This window comes from Halomonas sp. Bachu 37, assembly GCF_039691755.1.
Classification (GTDB): Bacteria; Pseudomonadota; Gammaproteobacteria; order Pseudomonadales; family Halomonadaceae; genus Vreelandella; species Vreelandella kashgarensis.
In genome coordinates, this window is record NZ_CP137552.1 from 470,218 (window position 1) to 487,688 (window position 17,471).

Annotated in this window: 17 protein-coding genes; 12 read left to right on the plus strand and 5 right to left on the minus strand. The window is 59.2% G+C overall.

Annotated features, from left to right (window positions below; all coding sequences use genetic code 11):
- Window positions 1-65: 65 nt before the first annotated feature.
- On the minus strand, window positions 66-641 hold the full coding sequence (locus R5M92_RS02045) for an SCO family protein (RefSeq protein ID WP_346797466.1): 576 nt from the start codon (window positions 639-641) through the stop codon (window positions 66-68).
- Window positions 642-645: 4 nt separating this feature from the next.
- Window positions 646-1,485: a cytochrome c oxidase assembly protein gene (locus R5M92_RS02050; protein WP_346797467.1), complete on the minus strand. Its 840-nt coding sequence runs from the start codon at window positions 1,483-1,485 to the stop codon at window positions 646-648.
- 366 nt (window positions 1,486-1,851) lie between these two features.
- Between R5M92_RS02050 and coxB the strand changes: the two genes are divergently transcribed.
- From coxB to R5M92_RS02090, 8 genes are all read left to right on the plus strand, one after another.
- Complete coding sequence (gene coxB / locus R5M92_RS02055; RefSeq protein WP_346797469.1) at window positions 1,852-2,820, plus strand: cytochrome c oxidase subunit II; 969 nt, start codon at window positions 1,852-1,854, stop codon at window positions 2,818-2,820.
- Window positions 2,817-4,730 (plus strand): cytochrome c oxidase subunit I, encoded by a 1,914-nt coding sequence (gene ctaD, locus R5M92_RS02060; RefSeq protein ID WP_346797470.1) that lies wholly within the window; start codon window positions 2,817-2,819, stop codon window positions 4,728-4,730. The genes coxB and ctaD overlap by 4 nt, the downstream gene beginning before the upstream one ends.
- Entirely contained in the window at window positions 4,727-5,335 is a 609-nt protein-coding gene (locus tag R5M92_RS02065; protein WP_346797472.1) for a cytochrome c oxidase subunit 3, read from the plus strand. The genes ctaD and R5M92_RS02065 overlap by 4 nt, the downstream gene beginning before the upstream one ends.
- On the plus strand, window positions 5,325-5,693 hold the full coding sequence (locus R5M92_RS02070) for a hypothetical protein (RefSeq protein WP_346797473.1): 369 nt from the start codon (window positions 5,325-5,327) through the stop codon (window positions 5,691-5,693). Before R5M92_RS02065 ends, R5M92_RS02070 begins: the two co-directional genes overlap by 11 nt.
- Before the next feature lie 7 nt (window positions 5,694-5,700).
- Window positions 5,701-6,075 carry a c-type cytochrome gene (locus tag R5M92_RS02075; protein ID WP_346797475.1) on the plus strand — a complete coding sequence of 125 codons (375 nt, stop codon included), beginning with the start codon at window positions 5,701-5,703 and terminating at the stop codon, window positions 6,073-6,075.
- On the plus strand, window positions 6,072-6,977 hold the full coding sequence (locus tag R5M92_RS02080; RefSeq protein WP_346797477.1) for a c-type cytochrome: 906 nt from the start codon (window positions 6,072-6,074) through the stop codon (window positions 6,975-6,977). The genes R5M92_RS02075 and R5M92_RS02080 overlap by 4 nt, the downstream gene beginning before the upstream one ends.
- 154 nt (window positions 6,978-7,131) lie before the next feature.
- A complete protein-coding gene (locus R5M92_RS02085; RefSeq protein ID WP_346797479.1) occupies window positions 7,132-7,692 on the plus strand; it encodes a YqhA family protein in 561 nt (186 codons plus the stop codon).
- Between the two features lie 456 nt (window positions 7,693-8,148).
- Complete coding sequence (locus R5M92_RS02090; RefSeq protein WP_346797481.1) at window positions 8,149-9,402, plus strand: dicarboxylate/amino acid:cation symporter; 1,254 nt, start codon at window positions 8,149-8,151, stop codon at window positions 9,400-9,402.
- A 120-nt stretch (window positions 9,403-9,522) separates the two neighbouring features.
- Here the strand turns inward: R5M92_RS02090 and R5M92_RS02095 are convergent, their stop codons facing one another.
- On the minus strand, window positions 9,523-10,803 hold the full coding sequence (locus tag R5M92_RS02095; protein WP_346797482.1) for a M20/M25/M40 family metallo-hydrolase: 1,281 nt from the start codon (window positions 10,801-10,803) through the stop codon (window positions 9,523-9,525).
- Window positions 10,804-10,992: 189 nt separating this feature from the next.
- Here R5M92_RS02095 and R5M92_RS02100 point away from each other — a divergent pair, with 189 nt between their 5' ends.
- The 3 genes from R5M92_RS02100 to R5M92_RS02110 all read left to right on the plus strand — a co-directional run bounded on the left by R5M92_RS02100 (window position 10,993) and on the right by R5M92_RS02110 (window position 14,375).
- Window positions 10,993-11,454, plus strand: a complete 462-nt coding sequence (locus tag R5M92_RS02100; protein ID WP_346797483.1) for a hypothetical protein — start codon at window positions 10,993-10,995, stop codon at window positions 11,452-11,454.
- Window positions 11,455-11,580: 126 nt separating this feature from the next.
- Complete coding sequence (locus R5M92_RS02105) at window positions 11,581-12,789, plus strand: YbfB/YjiJ family MFS transporter (protein WP_417339045.1); 1,209 nt, start codon at window positions 11,581-11,583, stop codon at window positions 12,787-12,789.
- A gap of 122 nt (window positions 12,790-12,911) precedes the next feature.
- Complete coding sequence (locus R5M92_RS02110; RefSeq protein WP_346797487.1) at window positions 12,912-14,375, plus strand: sodium-dependent transporter; 1,464 nt, start codon at window positions 12,912-12,914, stop codon at window positions 14,373-14,375.
- 68 nt (window positions 14,376-14,443) lie between these two features.
- Here R5M92_RS02110 and R5M92_RS02115 read toward each other — a convergent pair whose 3' ends face one another.
- Window positions 14,444-15,721, minus strand: coding sequence for a Y-family DNA polymerase (locus R5M92_RS02115; RefSeq protein ID WP_346797488.1), 1,278 nt, complete (start codon window positions 15,719-15,721; stop codon window positions 14,444-14,446).
- Complete coding sequence (locus R5M92_RS02120; RefSeq protein WP_346797489.1) at window positions 15,718-16,149, minus strand: translesion error-prone DNA polymerase V autoproteolytic subunit; 432 nt, start codon at window positions 16,147-16,149, stop codon at window positions 15,718-15,720. The genes R5M92_RS02115 and R5M92_RS02120 overlap by 4 nt, the downstream gene beginning before the upstream one ends.
- A gap of 408 nt (window positions 16,150-16,557) precedes the next feature.
- Between R5M92_RS02120 and R5M92_RS02125 the strand changes: the two genes are divergently transcribed.
- Window positions 16,558-17,433, plus strand: coding sequence for an alpha/beta fold hydrolase (locus R5M92_RS02125; protein ID WP_346797491.1), 876 nt, complete (start codon window positions 16,558-16,560; stop codon window positions 17,431-17,433).
- Window positions 17,434-17,471: the final 38 nt, after the last annotated feature.

Consider the following 17,471-nt stretch of genomic DNA (forward strand, 5'->3'; position numbering starts at 1 on the left):
CCCCGCAGTTAACCCGCTCACTTGAGCCACCCCCCTATCACTCGAGCAGTGGCGGAATCGGGCTGTCAACCGCGTGCTAGCAGACGGCGCAGGTCGGCAAGCACGGCTTCTCTCGGGTCTTTTTCGCGGATCAGTAGCTGAGCGTCTCCCTTGCGGTCGAAAGCAAACACCGCGTTTGAGTGCGAGACGTCATAATCTCCGGCGTCATTCTTTTCGCCGTAGCCGTAAGTGACTCGGTAGCGGCGCGTCAGGTCTTTCAGCGCGTCCTGGTCTCCGGTCAAGCCGGTGAATTCAGGGCCGAACGCAGCGGTGTATTCCTGCAGTGTGGCGGGGTCATCGCGGGCGGGGTCGACGGAAACGAACAGCACCCGCAGGTCTTCTCGTGCCGCTTGTTCCAGCTCACCGGAAACGGCGGCGAGGTTCGCCAGGGTGGTCGGGCAGATATGCGGGCAATGGGTGAAGCCGAAGAAGAGCAAGGTAACTTCACCGCTATACTCCTTCTCGCTGACCCGCTCGGAGTCTTCATTGATCAGTTCGAACGCCAGAGGCGGCATGAGGCTGGAAATATCCTTGGTTTGCCAGGCTGGATCGGAACAGCCGGCCAACCATAGCAGCGCCGGTAATAATAATAGCTTGCGCATGTCTCTACCTGTAGCGATATAAAAGCGAACTTTTCCCGAGCAGGCGACCGATCACGACCAGTATCGCCAGCAGGCTCATCATGGCTGCAGGAATCCAGGTGATCAGCCCACCAAGCCGTTGATCGGTCATGGGTGCCAGCGGCCAGGCGCGACCGCAAACGGCATACACGTCGAACAGCACGTTATTGCTGAAGGTGAGATAGGCACCCAGCAGAATCTGGGGCGGCACCACCGACACCAGGACGATAATCCGTACACCGTAGCCGAGCCCGCCTTTTTCTGGCGAGCGTGGATCGAGTACCAGCCACCAGAAGAGTAGCCCATCGAGCAGCATGCTCCAGTTCATCAGCTGGTAGAGGCGATGGCTCAGCATGGCGTCGAAATGTACCTGCGGAATCAACCAGAAGTAGATCAGTCCGACGAACAGCAGTGCCGCGATCATTGGCTGCTGAAGTAATCGGTACCCAGGCCGCAGCGTCTGCACCGCAAGTGTTGTGCCTGGCAAATTTCGTGCCCGGTGCGGCAAGCCGGCGGCAAGGATAGGCAGCGGGGCCGCCAGGGCGATCAGAAACGGCGCGACATGATGGAGCACCAGATGCTGGCTGCGGTGGATGAAGAACATGTACTGCGCCAGGTAATCGTAATGGGTCTGGGTCGCCGCATAAATGGCCGCGATACCTAGAAAAAAGGCGAAGGGACGCCAGACTCCTTCAGGCTTGCCGCCACGCCGCCGCCGATTCAGACCTCGCCAGTAGATCACTGCAGCAATCAGGCAGGTAAGCGTCCAAGCGGGAGAGAACTCCCACGGCAGCAGGTAGGCAAGGCCCCCCTCGATCCCCTCCATTGCTCCTCCTTGTGACGGTGTTAGCAACCGTACTTGAAACCCTGCTTGAAACAGTACCTGAACCAGAAATTGAAACAGTATCTGAAACAGCTTTAGAAACGACAGTACCGGAAGCAGCACTGGAAACAGTACCGGTAAACAGTATCGGGTACAGGATAGCCTTGATAGGCAGGCTCCACCGGCTCGTCGTGGTCGGATCAAATTTTTTGACTAGACTGAAACCGGAACAAGGCGTTAGCGCTACCGCATCGTTTGTAGTTGCGCCCTTATCGCCGAGTGTTTCGAAAGATGTTTCGATAAAACGAAAATGGAAAGGGAATGGTCTCAGGGAAGCGTTCTTGGCCGGCCGTCTTGGCCGGGTTGTTCTTGGTCTCACTGCTATCGGGTTGTTCGGGTATCCAGTCGGCCCTAGACCCTGCCGGTTCGGCGGCGCAGCTGATCGCCGATCTCTGGTGGCCGACGCTGATCGTTGCCACCCTGGTAACCGTGCTGGTGCTCGTCTTGTTGCTGGTAGCGGTGACTCGGGCGCTCAGGCACCGCTCCGCACGCCCATTGAGTTCCCGCCAGAGCCGCAACCTGGTGATCGCCGGCGGGATCATTCTGCCGCTATCGGTGACGATTCCCTTTGCATTGTCCAGCTTTTCCATCGGCCGGACTATCCATGCGCCACCCCCGGAAGATGCAATGACCATAGAGGTGATCGGCAAGCGGTGGTGGTGGGAAATCCATTACCTTGACGAGAGCGGAAACCGGATCGCCACGACCGCAAACGAACTCCACGTGCCGGTGGGCGAGCCGGTAAGGCTGCTGCTGAAATCCGACAATGTGATCCATAGTTTCTGGGTGCCCAACATCCAGGGCAAGACGGACATGATCCCGGGTCGGGAGAACGTCACCTCCCTGGTCGCGGATGAGCCGGGTGTCTACCGTGGGCAGTGCGCGGAGTATTGTGGTACTCAGCACGCGCTCATGGCGTTTCTATTCGTGGCCGAGACGCCTGAGGAGTTCGCCGACTGGCTGGAACGCCAGGAACAACCTGCGGCGAAACCGGTTACCGACCGAGAAGTGTGGGGGCAAGAGGTGTTTGCCGACGCGGGCTGCGCCGATTGCCATACCATCCGTGGCACCCGAGCCGACGGGGAGGATGGCCCGGACCTGACGCACCTGGCCGGTCGCCGTACGCTGGCTGCCGCCACGGTGCCCAATCGAATCGGCCATCTGGGAGGATGGATCACCGACCCGCAGCACATCAAACCCGAAAGCCTGATGCCTTCGACCGAATTGACTCCTGACGATCTACAGGCCCTGCTCAGCTACCTGGAGAGCCTGGAATGACACGCCAACACACCAACCTGCAGCACAAGGTTCACGACTCCCCGGAGGAGACGAAACTGCTGGCCGAGACCTGGTACTCGCCACGCGGTTTCCCCGGCTGGTTTACCCAGGTCAATCAGCGGATGATCGGTCGGCGCTTTATCATCACCGGCTTCATCTTCTTTCTGCTCGCCGGCATACTGGGCTTGTTGATTCGTACTCAACTGGCCGGACCTGAACAGGAGTTCCTCGGTCCCGAACTCTATAACCAGTTCTTCACCATGCACGGTACGGTGATGATGTTCTTCTTCGCCATTCCGGTCATGGAGGGCTTCGCCATCTATGTGGTGCCGTTGATGGTGGGGACGCGAGACATGGCCTTTCCGCGGCTCAATGCCTTCGGTTATTACATCTATCTGATCGGCGGTATCGTGCTGTTCGGCTCGCTTCTGATAGGCATGGCGCCGGATGCCGGGTGGTTCAACTACGTGCCGCTGGCGGGGAAGGAGTACTCTCCCGATTACGGGGTCGATATCTGGACCACCATGATCACCTTCATCGAAGTCTCGGCGCTCACGGCGGCGGTGGAGTTGATCGTCACCATTCTTCGGCTGCGGGCTCCGGGCATGACATTGAATCGCATGCCGCTTTTTGTCTGGGCGGCGCTGGTGATGTCGTTCATGATCGTCTTTGCCATGCCTGCCGTCATCGTCAGTAGTACCCTGCTGATCCTCGATCGTCTGGTGGATACCCAGTTCTTTCTCGTCGACAGTGGCGGGCAGCCGCTGCTGTGGCAACACCTGTTCTGGTATTTCGGGCATCCCGAGGTTTACATCATCCTGATCCCGGCGCTGGGCATGATCTCGACCATTATCATCACTTTCACCGGGCGGCCGATCTTCGGCTATACGGCGCTGGTACTGTCGGTCGTGTCGATCGGCCTCGTCAGTTTCGGCCTGTGGGTACACCATATGTTCACCACCGGCTTGCCGCAGCTCGGCATGAGTTTCTTCACCGCCGCCAGTGTCACCATCGCCATTCCCAGCGGGGTACAGATATTCTGCTGGATCGCCTCCTTGTGGGGTGCCAAGATCCGCTTCGCCACGCCCATGCTGTGGGTGCTGGGTTTTTTCGCCATCTTCGTCATCGGCGGTCTTACCGGGGTGATGGTCGCCTCGATTCCCTTCGATACTCAGGTACATGACACTTTCTTTCTGGTCGCGCACTTTCATTACGTGCTGATTGGTGGCGCCGTCTTTCCCTTGATCGGTGCGCTCTATTACTGGTGGCCGAAATTCACCGGCCGCCTGATGAGCGAAAAGGCAGGCAAGTGGAGTTTCTGGCTGGCGTTCATCGGCTTCAACGTCACTTTCTTTCCCATGCATCAAATGGGGCTCGAGGGAATGCCGCGACGTGTCTATACCTATACCGCCGAAATGGGCTGGGGTGACCTGAACCTGCTGTCGACGCTTGGTTCGTTCGTGTTGGCCGCCGGTTTTGGTGTCACGCTGATCAATGCGATCTGGAGCTTGTACCGTGGCCAACCGGCGGGGGCGAATCCCTGGAATGCGCCGACCCTGGAGTGGGCGACCGAATCGCCGCCGCCTTCGTACAACTTTCGCCACATTCCCATGGTCGAGAGCCGGTGGCCATTGTGGGACTGGCAGCGCAGCGGCGAGCGCTCGGTGGTGACCGGCTTGAGCCATTGGCGTCGCGAGGTGGTGTTGACCAGTGTGCTGGATGCCACTCCGATCGGTGTTCAGATACTGCCGAAACCCACTATCTGGCCCTTTACTTCGGCGGTCGCCGCTTCTTCCGGTTTCATCGGCATCATCTTTCATCCTATCTTTTTCGTGATGGGGTTCTTTCTGGTTTTCTTTACCCTGGTTGCCTGGTTCTGGCCTCGGCGCCCCTGGAAGGAGGATGAATGAGAGTACTCGAAGGCATCGATGTAGCGGCTATGAAACGCTTGCACCCGGACCGGCGGGCACCGTTATGGTGGGGAGTTCTGGGGCTGATCACTATCGAGTCAGCCGTCGTGTTGGCATTCTGTGTCAGCTACCTTTATCTTGCCGCCCATGCCGAGGTCTGGCCGCCAACGGGAGAGGCGCCGCCGCTGTTATGGCCCAGCGTCAACCTGGTTTTGCTGCTGCTCAGCAGCGTATCGATGTTCCTGGCGGGGCAGGGAATCAATCGTGGCAACAAGAAGCAACTGGCGATCGGTGTCACCATCAGTGTCGTGCTGGCCTCCATCGTGCTGGTGTTGCGGTCGCTGGAGCTGATGGCCTACGATTTCGGCTGGCAGGAACACGCCTATGGCTCCATCGTCTGGACCATTTCCGGCTTCCACTACATTCATGTCACCTCCATGGTACTGGGTAGTACGGTAATCGCCATTCTGGCATGGCGGGGGTACTTCACCCGGGAGAGACAGATAGGCGTGGTAGTGGATACCAACTACTGGTATTTCGTCTGTATCGCCTGGGTTCCCTTTTATCTTCTTCTCTATTGGGGGCCTCGTATCCATGCCGGTTGAAGCGCGCCAGAAGAGAATTCTCCACCCGTTGCTGTTATGGGCCGGTTGGCTGATCGGCCCGCTAGCGTGGGCGCTGCATCTCGTTGTCAGCTATGTGCTGTTGGCTTGGGTGTGCGCTAGCGGACATCACTGGATATTGCATGCGATTACTTTGGTGACATTGGCGATGAGCCTTGCCGGCGTCTGGCTTGCCTGGCGGCAATGGAGCGCAGCGGGACGGCAGTGGCCGGGTAGCGGCGACAGACAGATGTCACGCATACGGTTCATGGCGATAGGTGGCTTGATTCTCGGCGTATTGTCGGCGCTTCTTATCGTGGCCGAAGGTATTCCCAATTTCTTCTTTGGGGCATGCCTGTGAGGTGCCTATGACAAGGAAAATACTGGTTTGTCTGGCATTGTTGCTGCCCGTCGTGGGGTGCGGTAGCGACGAGGCGAACTCATTGCCGGACGATTCCACGGCGGGTGATCCGGCGAAGGGAAAGGCAGCGATTGCCGACTATGGTTGCGGTAGCTGCCATGCCATACCCGGCGTTCCGGGAGCGAACGGCCGTACCGGGCCCTCTCTCGAGCGTATCGCCAAGCGGACCTACCTGGCGGGAGTGCTGCCCAATACGCCCGAGGACATGGCGCGCTGGTTGCGTGCGCCGGAAACCATCGACCCGCTTACGGCGATGCCGAACATGGTCGTAAGCGCCGAGGATGCCCGTGATATCACCGCTTACCTATACACATTGAAATGACTATTCGAACCCGTAAACGTTTGATCGAGAGAGTCCGTAAACGCGTACTGATCCGCCTGGCCCTGGCGGGTCTCGGCGTGGCTTTCGTCATGGTGGCGGGGGCGGCCATGTTCGTACTGTGGGGCGTCTATAACGTCTCCGCGCTGCAGCAACATACCGAACCCGTCTATTCCATCCTCAATACGGCCCTGGACCGCTCCATCAGCCAGCGAGCCGAGGAGATCGAAACGCCGCCGCTGGATGACCCGGCAATGGCGGAGCAGGGGCTAGTTTATTATCGTGACAAGTGCGTTCAGTGCCATGGCGCTCCCGGTGTGTCCCGGGGGGATGTCGGCAAGGGCATGACACCGGTGCCGCCGAACCTGGCTCATACCGCGGACAATCGCACGCCGGCCGAGATTTTCTGGGCCATCAAGCATGGCATCAAGATGACCGGTATGCCGAGTTGGCAGTTCATCTACACCGATGAGGAAATCTGGGAGATCGTGGCGTTCATGCGGCAAATGCCGCGGCTCTCACCCGCTGAATACCAGGCCCAGGCCGACGCTTCCCGGAGCGGCGATTCAATACCCGCCCAAGCTACCGCCGAGCGGCAATACACCGTGAAGGCGGGCACCATCCTGCCCGATCCGGAGCGGGGCCGTCTGGCTATGTACGGTTACGCCTGTATTGCCTGCCATCGCATTCCCGGCCTAGTGGGGCCGCGAGCCGACGTCGGCCCGCCATTGGCAGGGATCGCCGAGCGTCGCTTCATTGCCGGGGTGCTCGCCAACAATTTCGATAACATGGTGCATTGGCTGCGTCATCCCACCCAAGTGGACCCTTTGACGGCCATGCCGGACCTGGGAGTCACGGAGCGGGATGCCAGGGACATGACCGCCTATCTCGGCACGCTGGAGTGAGGCGGAGTCTCGAAGTTGGCTTCACGCGGAAGGATCGGCAGGCGATTCGTACCATTCGTATCAGGCGATACGCATCAGTTGTGCAGATATATTGCTATCGACAGGGTCGATGAACGAAACTTGCCGGTTCAAAATTTCCTACAGGAAGCGTCAGATGGATGAACCCGAGGACTTGAAACGCTCTTCCACTCCCAAGGCACAAGGGAGGCATGAGCAGCTGGTGGAACGTTTGCTATGGAATTCGCGCTTTCTGGTGATGCTGGCAGTGCTTCCCAGTCTGCTCGGAGCATGCGTGCTGTTCGTGATTGGCACGATAGATATTTTCAAAATACTGGTGGAAACCGTCTCCTATTATCTGTTCGGAGGGGCGGTGGACATTCATGATTCCGTGGTTCCCAGCATCATCATGGCGGTGGATATCTACCTGATCGCCATCGTCTTATTGATCTTCGGCCTAGGGGTCTATCGTCTTTTCGTTTCTCCCATCGAGCAGGCTGAGGAGCATACGCCCCGCCATCCCTTCAACGTCCAGTCGTTCGATCAGTTAAAGGACAAGATCGCCAGGGTGGTAATTCTTGCCGTAATTATCGAGTTTTTCCGCGCTGTGGTGGACATCAGGTTCCAGACTCCTTTGGATGCCATTTACCTGGCGCTCTCGGTGCTGGCGCTGTCGGCAGCGCTCTACTTGATGAGCCTGGCCCACAGGCGAGAGTAAATTAAATTCACTTTTCATATCCTAGGTTAGTTCTTTCCCACTCCATGACCGTCACCATACACACGTAGCGCAAAGGAACGCATTACAAGGACGATCAAGCAAGGATAGCTGAAGCTCATGGAGGCACGAACAGGATGTTCGTGATGAGTTCAACAAGGAAGAGAAGATAGAAGCCCGGCCGTCTAGGTCGGGCTTTCTTTTTGCTGGATAGAAATTTTCTTGACGCGGGATGAAGTGGACGTTTGCCATGGCAGTGTGCGCGTCTATTTAGCCGCACATTTCAGCCATACATCGGCAGTATTAGCCTACCGCCGGTATGAGGCCACGCAAACCGGCGTTGCGATAGGGGAAATGGCACTGATTTTTGGCCGTTTAGTGGGTATTTTCTGTATAATCGCGCACTTTTAGTGATATGTACTAAATACAGCCATAATTACAGAATGGAGTCGTTTCTCGATGAGTGATCCAGAAAGAACCAGCGGCAATCTTTGGCGACGCATCCCCTTGTGGCAAAAAATCCTCGCCGGCCTCGCGCTGGGGGTTTTGGCAGGTGCCTTGATGGGAGAAAACGCCAGCATATTCAAGCCTATCGGCGATATCTTCATAAGTGCCATCAAGATGTTGATCGTGCCCTTGGTATTCTCCACGTTGGTGGTGGGCATCACGGCAATGCGCGATCCGCAGAAAATGGGACGTATCGGCGCGCGCACCATTGGGCTTTATCTCGTCACCACCGCGTTTGCGATTTCCATTGGCCTGCTGGCATCGCTAATCTTTCAGCCTGGTGTGGGTCTGGAGATGAGCTTCGAATCCGGTGTGCAAGCCAGTGAGGCACCGAGCCTCGTCGAGATACTGGTGGGCTTGGTACCCCAGAACCCAATCGATGCGCTCGCCAAGGGTAATATTCTCCAAATCATCGTTTTCGCGATTGGTCTGGGTACCGCGTTGACGCTGATCGGTGAGAAGGGAGAGCCGGTCATTCGGGTGTTTGAAAGCTTCGCCGAGGCCATGTACAAGCTGACCAGCTTCGTCATGGCGCTCGCGCCGTTCGGCGTGTTCGGCCTGATTGCGCATGTCTCCGGCAGCTACGGCCTTGAGGTGTTACTGCCGTTGGCCAAGGTTATCGGCGTGGCCTACCTGGCCAGCGTACTGCACGTGCTGGTGGTATATAGCGGTTTGCTGACGTTGGTCGGTCGGCTCAATCCGCTTCGCTACTTGCAAGGGATTCTCGATGCCTTGGTAGTGGCTTATTCCTCGGCTTCCTCTTCGGGAACGCTGCCGGTTTCCCTGCGCTGTGCGCAGCGGAATCTAGGGGTCTCTGAAGGGGTGGCCGGTTTCGTCTTGCCGGTAGGCGCTACCATCAATATGGATGGTACCGCGATCTATCAAGGTGTGGTGGCGGTATTCATCGCTCAGTTGCTGGGGGTGGAGCTTAGCCTGATGGATTATGGAATGATCATTCTCACCGGGACGTTGGCGTCCATCGGGACAGCCGGTGTTCCCGGTGCCGGCCTGATCATGTTATCCATCGTGATGGCCCAGATCGGCTTGCCGTTGGAGGCGATTGCAGTAATCGCCGGGATTGACCGCATCCTCGACATGGCGCGTACCAGTGTCAACGTGGCGGGTGATCTCATGGTCACCACCCTGGTCGGCAAGAGCGAAGGCGAACTCGACGAAACGATCTACAACGCTCCTCGAAAGAGCTGAAGCCATGCTGCAGCACCGGTGCAATGCCGGTGCTGCTCTTTGGATGTTGTTTTCCGCCTGGCCCGTCTTGCTCTTTTCTAACGGGCTTTTCGCGGAGGCCTGCCTCGCTTGGCGAGTGGTTCAGGTGTCGGACGATTTTGCCTCTGCTGTCTCCCCCATCTCTTTCTCCGGCTTGGCCGAGCCCTGATGGCTCAGCGGTCCGGCCTGGTCGAGACGTGGGTGGTTATCCAGAAATTCGCGTTGCAGATCGGGTAGGGCGTCCAATGCCTGAAGGGTACGTGTCAGGCCATGAATGGCTGCCAGGACATCCTGGGTATTGCCCGTTTCGGAAATGGTGTGCATGTTGCGAATGGGAAAACCGATGGAAGTCGCCGCACAATCGACGGAAGCCAGTACACCGGCCATGCCGTCGGTACCGGTATCGGCGCCGACGATATCGCGCTGCAGGGGAATGTCGTGTTCGGTTGCGGTAGCGCTGATGACACGATTCAGCTGTTCGCTGGCAATGGCGCCCACTGACATGGTGAAGCCCTTGCCCATTTCCAGTGTCTGCATGCGCTTGTCACCGATGCCAGGGGCTGCCACGTAGTCGTGGTTCACATCCACACCGATGAGGGCGTCCGGCTTGAGTTCGCCGGCCAGCACGCGGCTGCCGAAGCGGCCGATTTCTTCATAAGTGGCGATGGCAAACAGTACGCGAACGTTTTCCGTGCCACCGGCCTCGGCGATCAGACGCGCCACTTCGGCGGTAACAAAGCAGCCTAGGCCGTTATCCAGGTAAGCGCCGTAAAAGGTATCGGGGCTGAAGCCGGGGCGGATGGGGCGGTCGAAGATGATGGAGTCGCCGGGACGCACCCCCAGGTTCAAGACTTGCTGTTTCTTGTTGTCACCATGGATTTGCAGGTCCAGGTAGATCTGCTCCTTCTTGATGCCTTTATCGCCGCTGCGTACGGCAGGGTCGGAAAAGTGAATGGCGCCCAGCGCTTCCACCGTGCCGCCTTCGATGACTCGATAGCTGCCGGGCGCCTGCGGATCTTCGCTGAACAGCTTCACCTCGTGACCGATCAATACGGTGGGCAGGAAGGAGTCGGTATTGATCCAGATCTTGCCGTCTTCGCCGATGCTGCGAACTTGCATGCGAATCTTGTCCGCGTGACCGATGATCATGACCTTGAACATGTCATCTCGTCCCGGGTGCGTATCCAGGACGATACCGGCATTGCCCTTGAACTGGTGAGTGTGCCAGCCGTCGGGAGCAAAGGAGTCGAAGTGGGGCTTGAGTACGCCGTAGGTCATGGCGGCTTCCAGGCCGATCGGGCTGGGTGCCGCCAGGATGTCGCGCATCAAGGTGAACTGCTGCTCCGGCATGGGTTGTGCCCAAGGCTTGTTCGTTTCGCTCATTGGATTCTCTCTGTCTGGGGAATTGCTGTGGCTGTCAGTTTGCCAGATTCCACCGATGGATGTGGAGCCGGGCGGGACGAGAAAGAGGGGAAACGGTAACCCAGGCGGAATTGATCTACGCTTATATAAGCAGGCGCACCAGCGAACCGAGTCTGGATACCGCAGAACAAGCCCACCAAGGAGGAGCGAATGTTACCGTCCACCACCTCACGAGTTGCGCGTAATACCGATGCCCGAGTGAACCAGGCGATCAAGCTGAAGACGGAAGCGAATATCGCCTATTTTGCCCAGAACCCGGAGGAAATCGATCGGCGCTTGTATGAGCTGGATGATGAGTGGGATATCGAGAGAACCCTCGAGGCCAATGCTTCGACCCTCAATATTATCGGCGTGACGCTGGCGGCCTCGGGTAGCCGGCGCTGGCTGATGCTGCCTGCGGCGGTGTCGGGTTTTCTGCTTCAGCATGCTCTTCAAGGCTGGTGTCCGCCGATCGTCTTTTTGCGCAAGCGGGGTATCCGCACCGCGACGGAAATCGCTGTCGAGCGTTATGCCCTCAAGGCGTTGCGCGGTGATTTCGGTGGCCTGGAAGACAGCACCGACCTGACGACTCACGAACGCGTGCGCAAGGTCCTGGCAGCACTCGGAAAATAGTCGTCTGTCCATGACGTCGCCTGGCAAAGCCCGTACTATGCTTTAACGTTTGCGAATATAGCTTTAATGCTTGCGAACATAACAAGGCATAAAACGGCGATGGGGGATGCGATGGGGGCGTCGGAGATGAAGTCTCGTCGGTTAAAGGTACTGCTGGCGGGACTGTTTAGCCAGATTCTATGTATCGGGGTGGCACGTTTCGCCTATACCCCCTTGCTTCCGGTAATGCAGCAGCAAACCTGGCTAGGTGATGCCGAAGGTGGCTGGCTGGCGGCGCTCAATTATTCCGGCTATATGCTGGGAGCGCTGGTCGCCGCTTCGATTCGTGGTATCCAGCTGAAGGATACGCTGTTTCGAATCGGCCTGGTGCTGGCAGTGCTATCGACCGCGGGAATGGCGCTGTCCGAGCATTTCTGGGTGTGGGCGGGATTGCGTTTCGTGGCGGGTCTCTCCAGCAGCGGCTCGATGCTGCTGGCATCGGGGTTGATTCTGCACTGGTTGATCAGCCACCAGCAGCGGGGCGAATTGGGTATTCATTTTGCGGGTGTCGGCGTGGGCATCGTGGTCGCCGCGCTGGCGGTGGAAGCCATGCTGGGCTTGGCACTCGACTGGCGTGCCCAATGGTGGGGGTTCACTCTGCTTGCCGTCGCCTTGCTGTTGCCCGCCTGGTGCTGGCTGCCTCGGCCCGCGCCAGTTTCCTCGAAGGCTACTCAGTATACCTTGCCTCAGGATACTCCCCCTTCGGCGACTTTCATGCGCTTGATGATGGCAGCGTATTTCTGTGCCGGTTACGGTTTCGTCATCAGCGCCACCTTCATCGTCACCATCGTCGAACGCGAACCGTTGCTGGCGGGGGCGGGCAACTGGGCCTTCGCCCTGGTAGGGCTGGCGGCGGCACCGGCAGTCATGCTCTGGGATCTGGTGGCGCGTCGTATCGGCTATTTAGGGGCCTTGATCCTGGCCATGGCGATCCAGGTCGTGGGAATTCTGCTGCCCGCTCTCACCGCAAGCCTTGCCGGGGTACTGCTCAGTGCTGTGCTGTACGGCGGCACCTTCCTGGGATGCGTCAGTCTGGTGCTGACCATGGCCGGCAGGCTCTATCCGTCGAGCCCAGCACGGTTGATGGGCAAGATGACGCTGGGCTACGGGAGCGCGCAGATTCTGGCCCCGGCCTTGACCGGCATGATCGCCGAACGCACGGGCCATTACGGCCTGGGCCTGTGGCTGGCGGCGGGTTTCGTGGCTCTTGGCACCGTGTTGCTGGTGTGGTTGCGGGGAGTGGATCAGACCGCCCAACAGTTGGATGCCGAAGCCAAGGCACGTCTCTACGATTGAGCATGCCTGTAACTGAAAAGAGCGCTCTACTGCCAAGGGAAGCGGAGCGGGTTCAGGTATTTTTGGTGTTTGCCCTGAAATCCTCTAGGATTGGCGCTTTTTCCTGACAGGGCTGAGGGCTCATGACGACACCTGCACAACCTCGTACGCAGTGGCTGGGCCGCTGGGGCTTCATTCTGGCGGCGACAGGCTCGGCCGTCGGCCTGGGCAATATCTGGAAATTTCCCTACATGACCGGCGAATACGGCGGGGGAGCCTTCGTGCTGGTGTATCTGGCATGCATTCTCGCCGTCGGGGTGCCGGTGATGATGACCGAGATCGCTCTGGGTCGGCGTGGCCGCGGCAGTCCTGTCGACGCCATTCGCCGGGTCGTGACGGAGTCGGGACGCACCTCGGCATGGTCGCTGCTGGGCTGGATGGCGATGCTGTGCGGCTTCATGATCCTGTCGTTCTATGTCGTGGTGGCGGGCTGGGCGTTCTCCTATCTGTGGAAAATGCTCAGTGGGGGCCTGGCCGGCTCCGGTGTGGAGGAAATGGGGGCGATTTTTGGCGCCAACAACGCCAATCCGTTCAACCTGGGCTTCTGGAGCACTCTGGTGACCTTGCTCACCATGTTGATCGTCGGCAAGGGTGTCCAGAAGGGGATCGAAAAGAGCGTGAGCTGGATGATGCCGGGCATGGTGGTGATGCTGGCGATCCTGATCCTGTACGGCGTTTTTTCCGGCGGCTTTGGCCAAGCGGTGCATTTCCTCTTTGCCTTCAATGCCGGCAGCCTTTCCAGTGAGGGAATGCTGGCGGCTCTGGGGCATGCGTTCTTCACCCTGTCGTTGGCCTCCGGCGCCATTCTCACCTACGGCAGTTACCTGCCCGCGCGGACCTCGATTGCGCGCACCACCCTTAGCGTGGCGCTGGCCGATACCGTAGTGGCGCTGATGGCCGGCCTGGCGATCTTTCCGGTAATCTTTGCCAACGGCATGGACCCGGGCGAAGGTCCAGGGCTTATCTTCATGAGCTTGCCGCTGGCGTTCCAGGCCATGCCGTTGGGCACCCTGTTCGGTATTCTGTTCTTCATCATGCTTTCCATGGCCGCGCTGACGTCCTCGATTTCCATGGTCGAAGCGACCGTCTCCTGGCTATGCGACAACAAGGGGCTTTCCCGTCGGACGGCCTCCTGGAGCACGGGAATCGTGCTGTGGCTTATCAGCACCCTGGCCATGTTGTCGTTCAACGTGGGCGCGGACTGGACCCTGGCCGGCAAGCACTTCTTCGATTGGCTGGACTATCTGACATCGCGTTGGATGATGCCGCTCGGTGGCCTGGGCATGGCGCTGCTGGCCGGTTTCGTGCTGAAAAATGCCATCATGCGCGAAGAGTTCGGGCTGTCGGGGCCTGTCTATGCGTTGTGGTTGTTCATGGTGCGCTACGTCAGTCCTCTGGGTATCGTCGTGATCTTCATCGATGCGCTGGGCGTGGCGGAAGTCTCGTTTGCCCGGCACTGGCCGTGGCTGGCGGCGTTGTTGCTGATTGCGGTAGTGCTGGGCGAAATCTTGAGTCCGCGCTTGAAAGCCCTGTTCAAGGCGGCGTGATCCGGACGACACGATCAAAGCGACGTGATGGCACGGCGTGGGCAGGATGTCTTGCCGACGCCGTTTTCTCAGGTGGAGACTTCCAGCAACTCGTTCCAGCGCGTGGTATAGCGCCTGGAAAGATGGCCGCAGCGTAACGGCCAGGCCGCTTGCCGGCGAGCCAGGCCGAAGGCGATGGTGCCGTGTCCCATGGTGCGGTTGATGCTGTCCAGGGTCTCCATCAGTTGCCGGTTGCGTGTGCTCTCCGCAGCATCGGGCGGCGTGCCGAGCAGCGGCATCTGATAGTTGGCGGCATCCACCAGGTCGAGCAGCATCACTCCCGCTTTCATGTAACGGTAGCGCGGGCGATAGGCCTGCCTGAGCGCTCGTTGCGCGGTGGCGATGATCTGGCGGCTCTCTTGTGTCGGATAGGGTAGTTCGGCCACCACGTGAGGAAAGGATTGGGGCAAGTCTCGGCGATGGCGGTTGGTGTTGAGAAATACCAGAACCGCACGCGCCAGGCTGTTCTGGGCGCGCAGCTTCTCCGCGCCGCGCTGGGCATGATGGCGTACCGCTTCCTGCACATCGGCCCATGCCCCGGTGGCACGACCGAATGAGCGAGAGGTCATGATGCGCTGACGCGGCTGATCGAAGGCGTTCATGTCGAGACAGGGCGTTCCGCCAAGCTCCATCGCCGTGCGGGCCAGGGTGACGGAAAAGCGCCGCCGCAACGTCTTGATGTCGCTGCAGCGAAGCTCCCATGCCGTCTTGATTCCCCCCGCCGCCAGGCGTTCGGCCAGGCGTCTACCCACGCCCCATACCGCGTTGACCGGGGTACGTTGAAGAACTCCCCGCGTGGCAGCGTCATCCCCCGCAAGCAAACAGACCCCCCGATGATGGCGATCGACCTTGGCGGCATGATTGGCAAGCTTGGCCAGGGTATGGGTCGGCGCCAGCCCCACGCATACCGGAATCCCCGTGTAGCGGCGCACCCGCGCATGGATCGAGCGTCCTATCTCCAGGCACTCGTTGGTCTGGTGGCCGTCCAGGTGAATGAACATCTCGTCGATCGAGTAGGGGGCTACGTCGGGGCTGAATTCCTGGAGCACTTCAAGCACCCGCGAGGACATGTCCCCATACAGCTCATAGTTGGAGGAGAGCAGGAACAACTCGCCTCGCCGCACCTGCGCTTCCAACTTGAAAGCAGGGGTACCCATGGCGATTCCGAGAGCCTTCAGCTCCTGGGAGCGGGCAATGACACAACCATCATTATTGGAGAGCACCCCCACGGGAACACCCTGTAAGCTCGGCTTGAAGACACGTTCGCAACTCACGTAGAAATTGTTGCCGTCGACCAGGCCGATCATAGCGGATACTCGTGAATCACCGCGCGCACCACTCCCCACACCTGACAGTCGCTATCTTCCAGAGGGATCGGGGGGTAACGCGGATTGGAAGAACAGAGAAACGGCTGACCTCGACGAGTTTCATAGCGCTTGACGACGATCTCGCCTTCCACCATGGCCACCAGGATGTGACCGGGCCGGGGTGGGATCGAGCGATCGACGATCAACAAGTCGTTGGCCTGGATACCCAGCGCTTCCATGCTGTCGCCGGTAACGCTGAGGTAGAACGTGGCGGCAGGCTGCTTCACCAGGCGCTGGTTGAGATCCAGGCGCCGCATCTCGTAATCCTGCGACGGGGAGGGAAAGCCGCTGAAACCGGTACGCCCCAGCGCTATCGGGTAGGGAAGCGAACAGGCAGTCGCGGGGATGGCAGGGGTAGTCAAGTCCATGGCGGCACTCGAAAGTAATGGTTGGTGTATTTATATACAGTATTTTATGGAAGAGAATAAAATGCAAGCGCCAAGGCGAGTCAGGACAGGAAGCAGGCCAGCAAGAGAGCAACAAGAGAGCGTTAAGAGAGCAGTCGAGAAAGAGTGAGAGTGCGATGAGATTGGCAGGGCTGCTGGCTCGAGTACGTTGATGGTGGCTCGCTTAGCGAGCCAGCCACATGCCGACGACGATGGCGCTGATCGTGACGACAAGAAAGACGAGGTTGCGGGCACGGGTATCGCGTTTATGTTTCATGAGTCACCAGGTTAGCCGGGCGGAAAGAGAAAATCCGGGGCGGATGGTAGCTTTTCGGGCTACTTTCGTCATCCCAAGCTCGTATACTGGGGCTTTTCGCCTGGACATCGCTCATGCTTTCCGCTTTTCCCGACCCTTCCCCGTTGACCTTGGCCCACGGTCGTCTGGCCGCCCTGAGCTGGGGAAAGATCGATGCCCCCGTCTGGCTAGCCCTGCACGGCTGGCTGGATAACGCCGCCAGTTTCTCGCGCCTGGCGCCACGACTGGCCAGTCAGTTGGGAATCCGCATTATCGCTCTCGACCTGCGCGGCCATGGGTTGTCGCAGCCGGCGCCAGGCGGTAGTGACTACGCCTTGTGGGACTATTGCCACGACCTGCTGGATGCCTTGGATGAGCTCGAACTGGAACGCGCGTGCCTGCTGGCGCACTCGATGGGAGCGGCGGTGGCCTGTCTGACGGCGTCGGCGATGCCGGAGCGAGTCGAAAGGCTGATCTTGATCGACGGCCTAGGCGCCTTGAATACCCCAGCCTGCGAAACGCCCCAACAACTGCGCAAGGGGCTTCAGGCCCATCGCCGCCCGCTGTCCCGCTCCCCTCGTTATCCCGATAGCGCTACGGCGGTTGCCGCACGCGTGGCGGGGGGCGTCACACCGATCGGCCAGGCCACGGCGGCTCCTTTGGTGGAGCGTAACCTCGAGCCATGTGGTGACGGCGGCGTGCGCCTGCGCACCGACGGCCGCCTGCTCAAGCCCTCGTTGGTGCGTTTCTCGCCCGAGCAGGTCCTGGGCATATTGGCGAGCATCGAATGCCCTGTACTGCTGGTAGAGGGAGAGGAGGGCATTCTGGGCGAAAGGCCGTGGGCACAACAGGCCCGCCAAGCGGTCCCGCAGCTGACGCGTTATGTCCTTGGCGGCGGTCATCACCTGCATCTGGAACCCGGCTCGGTCGACAAGGTGGCAGCGGTCATCGTTGCCGAGCGTAACGTGTAGTTGAGAATGTGCAGTTGAGAATGTGTAGTTGAAAAAGG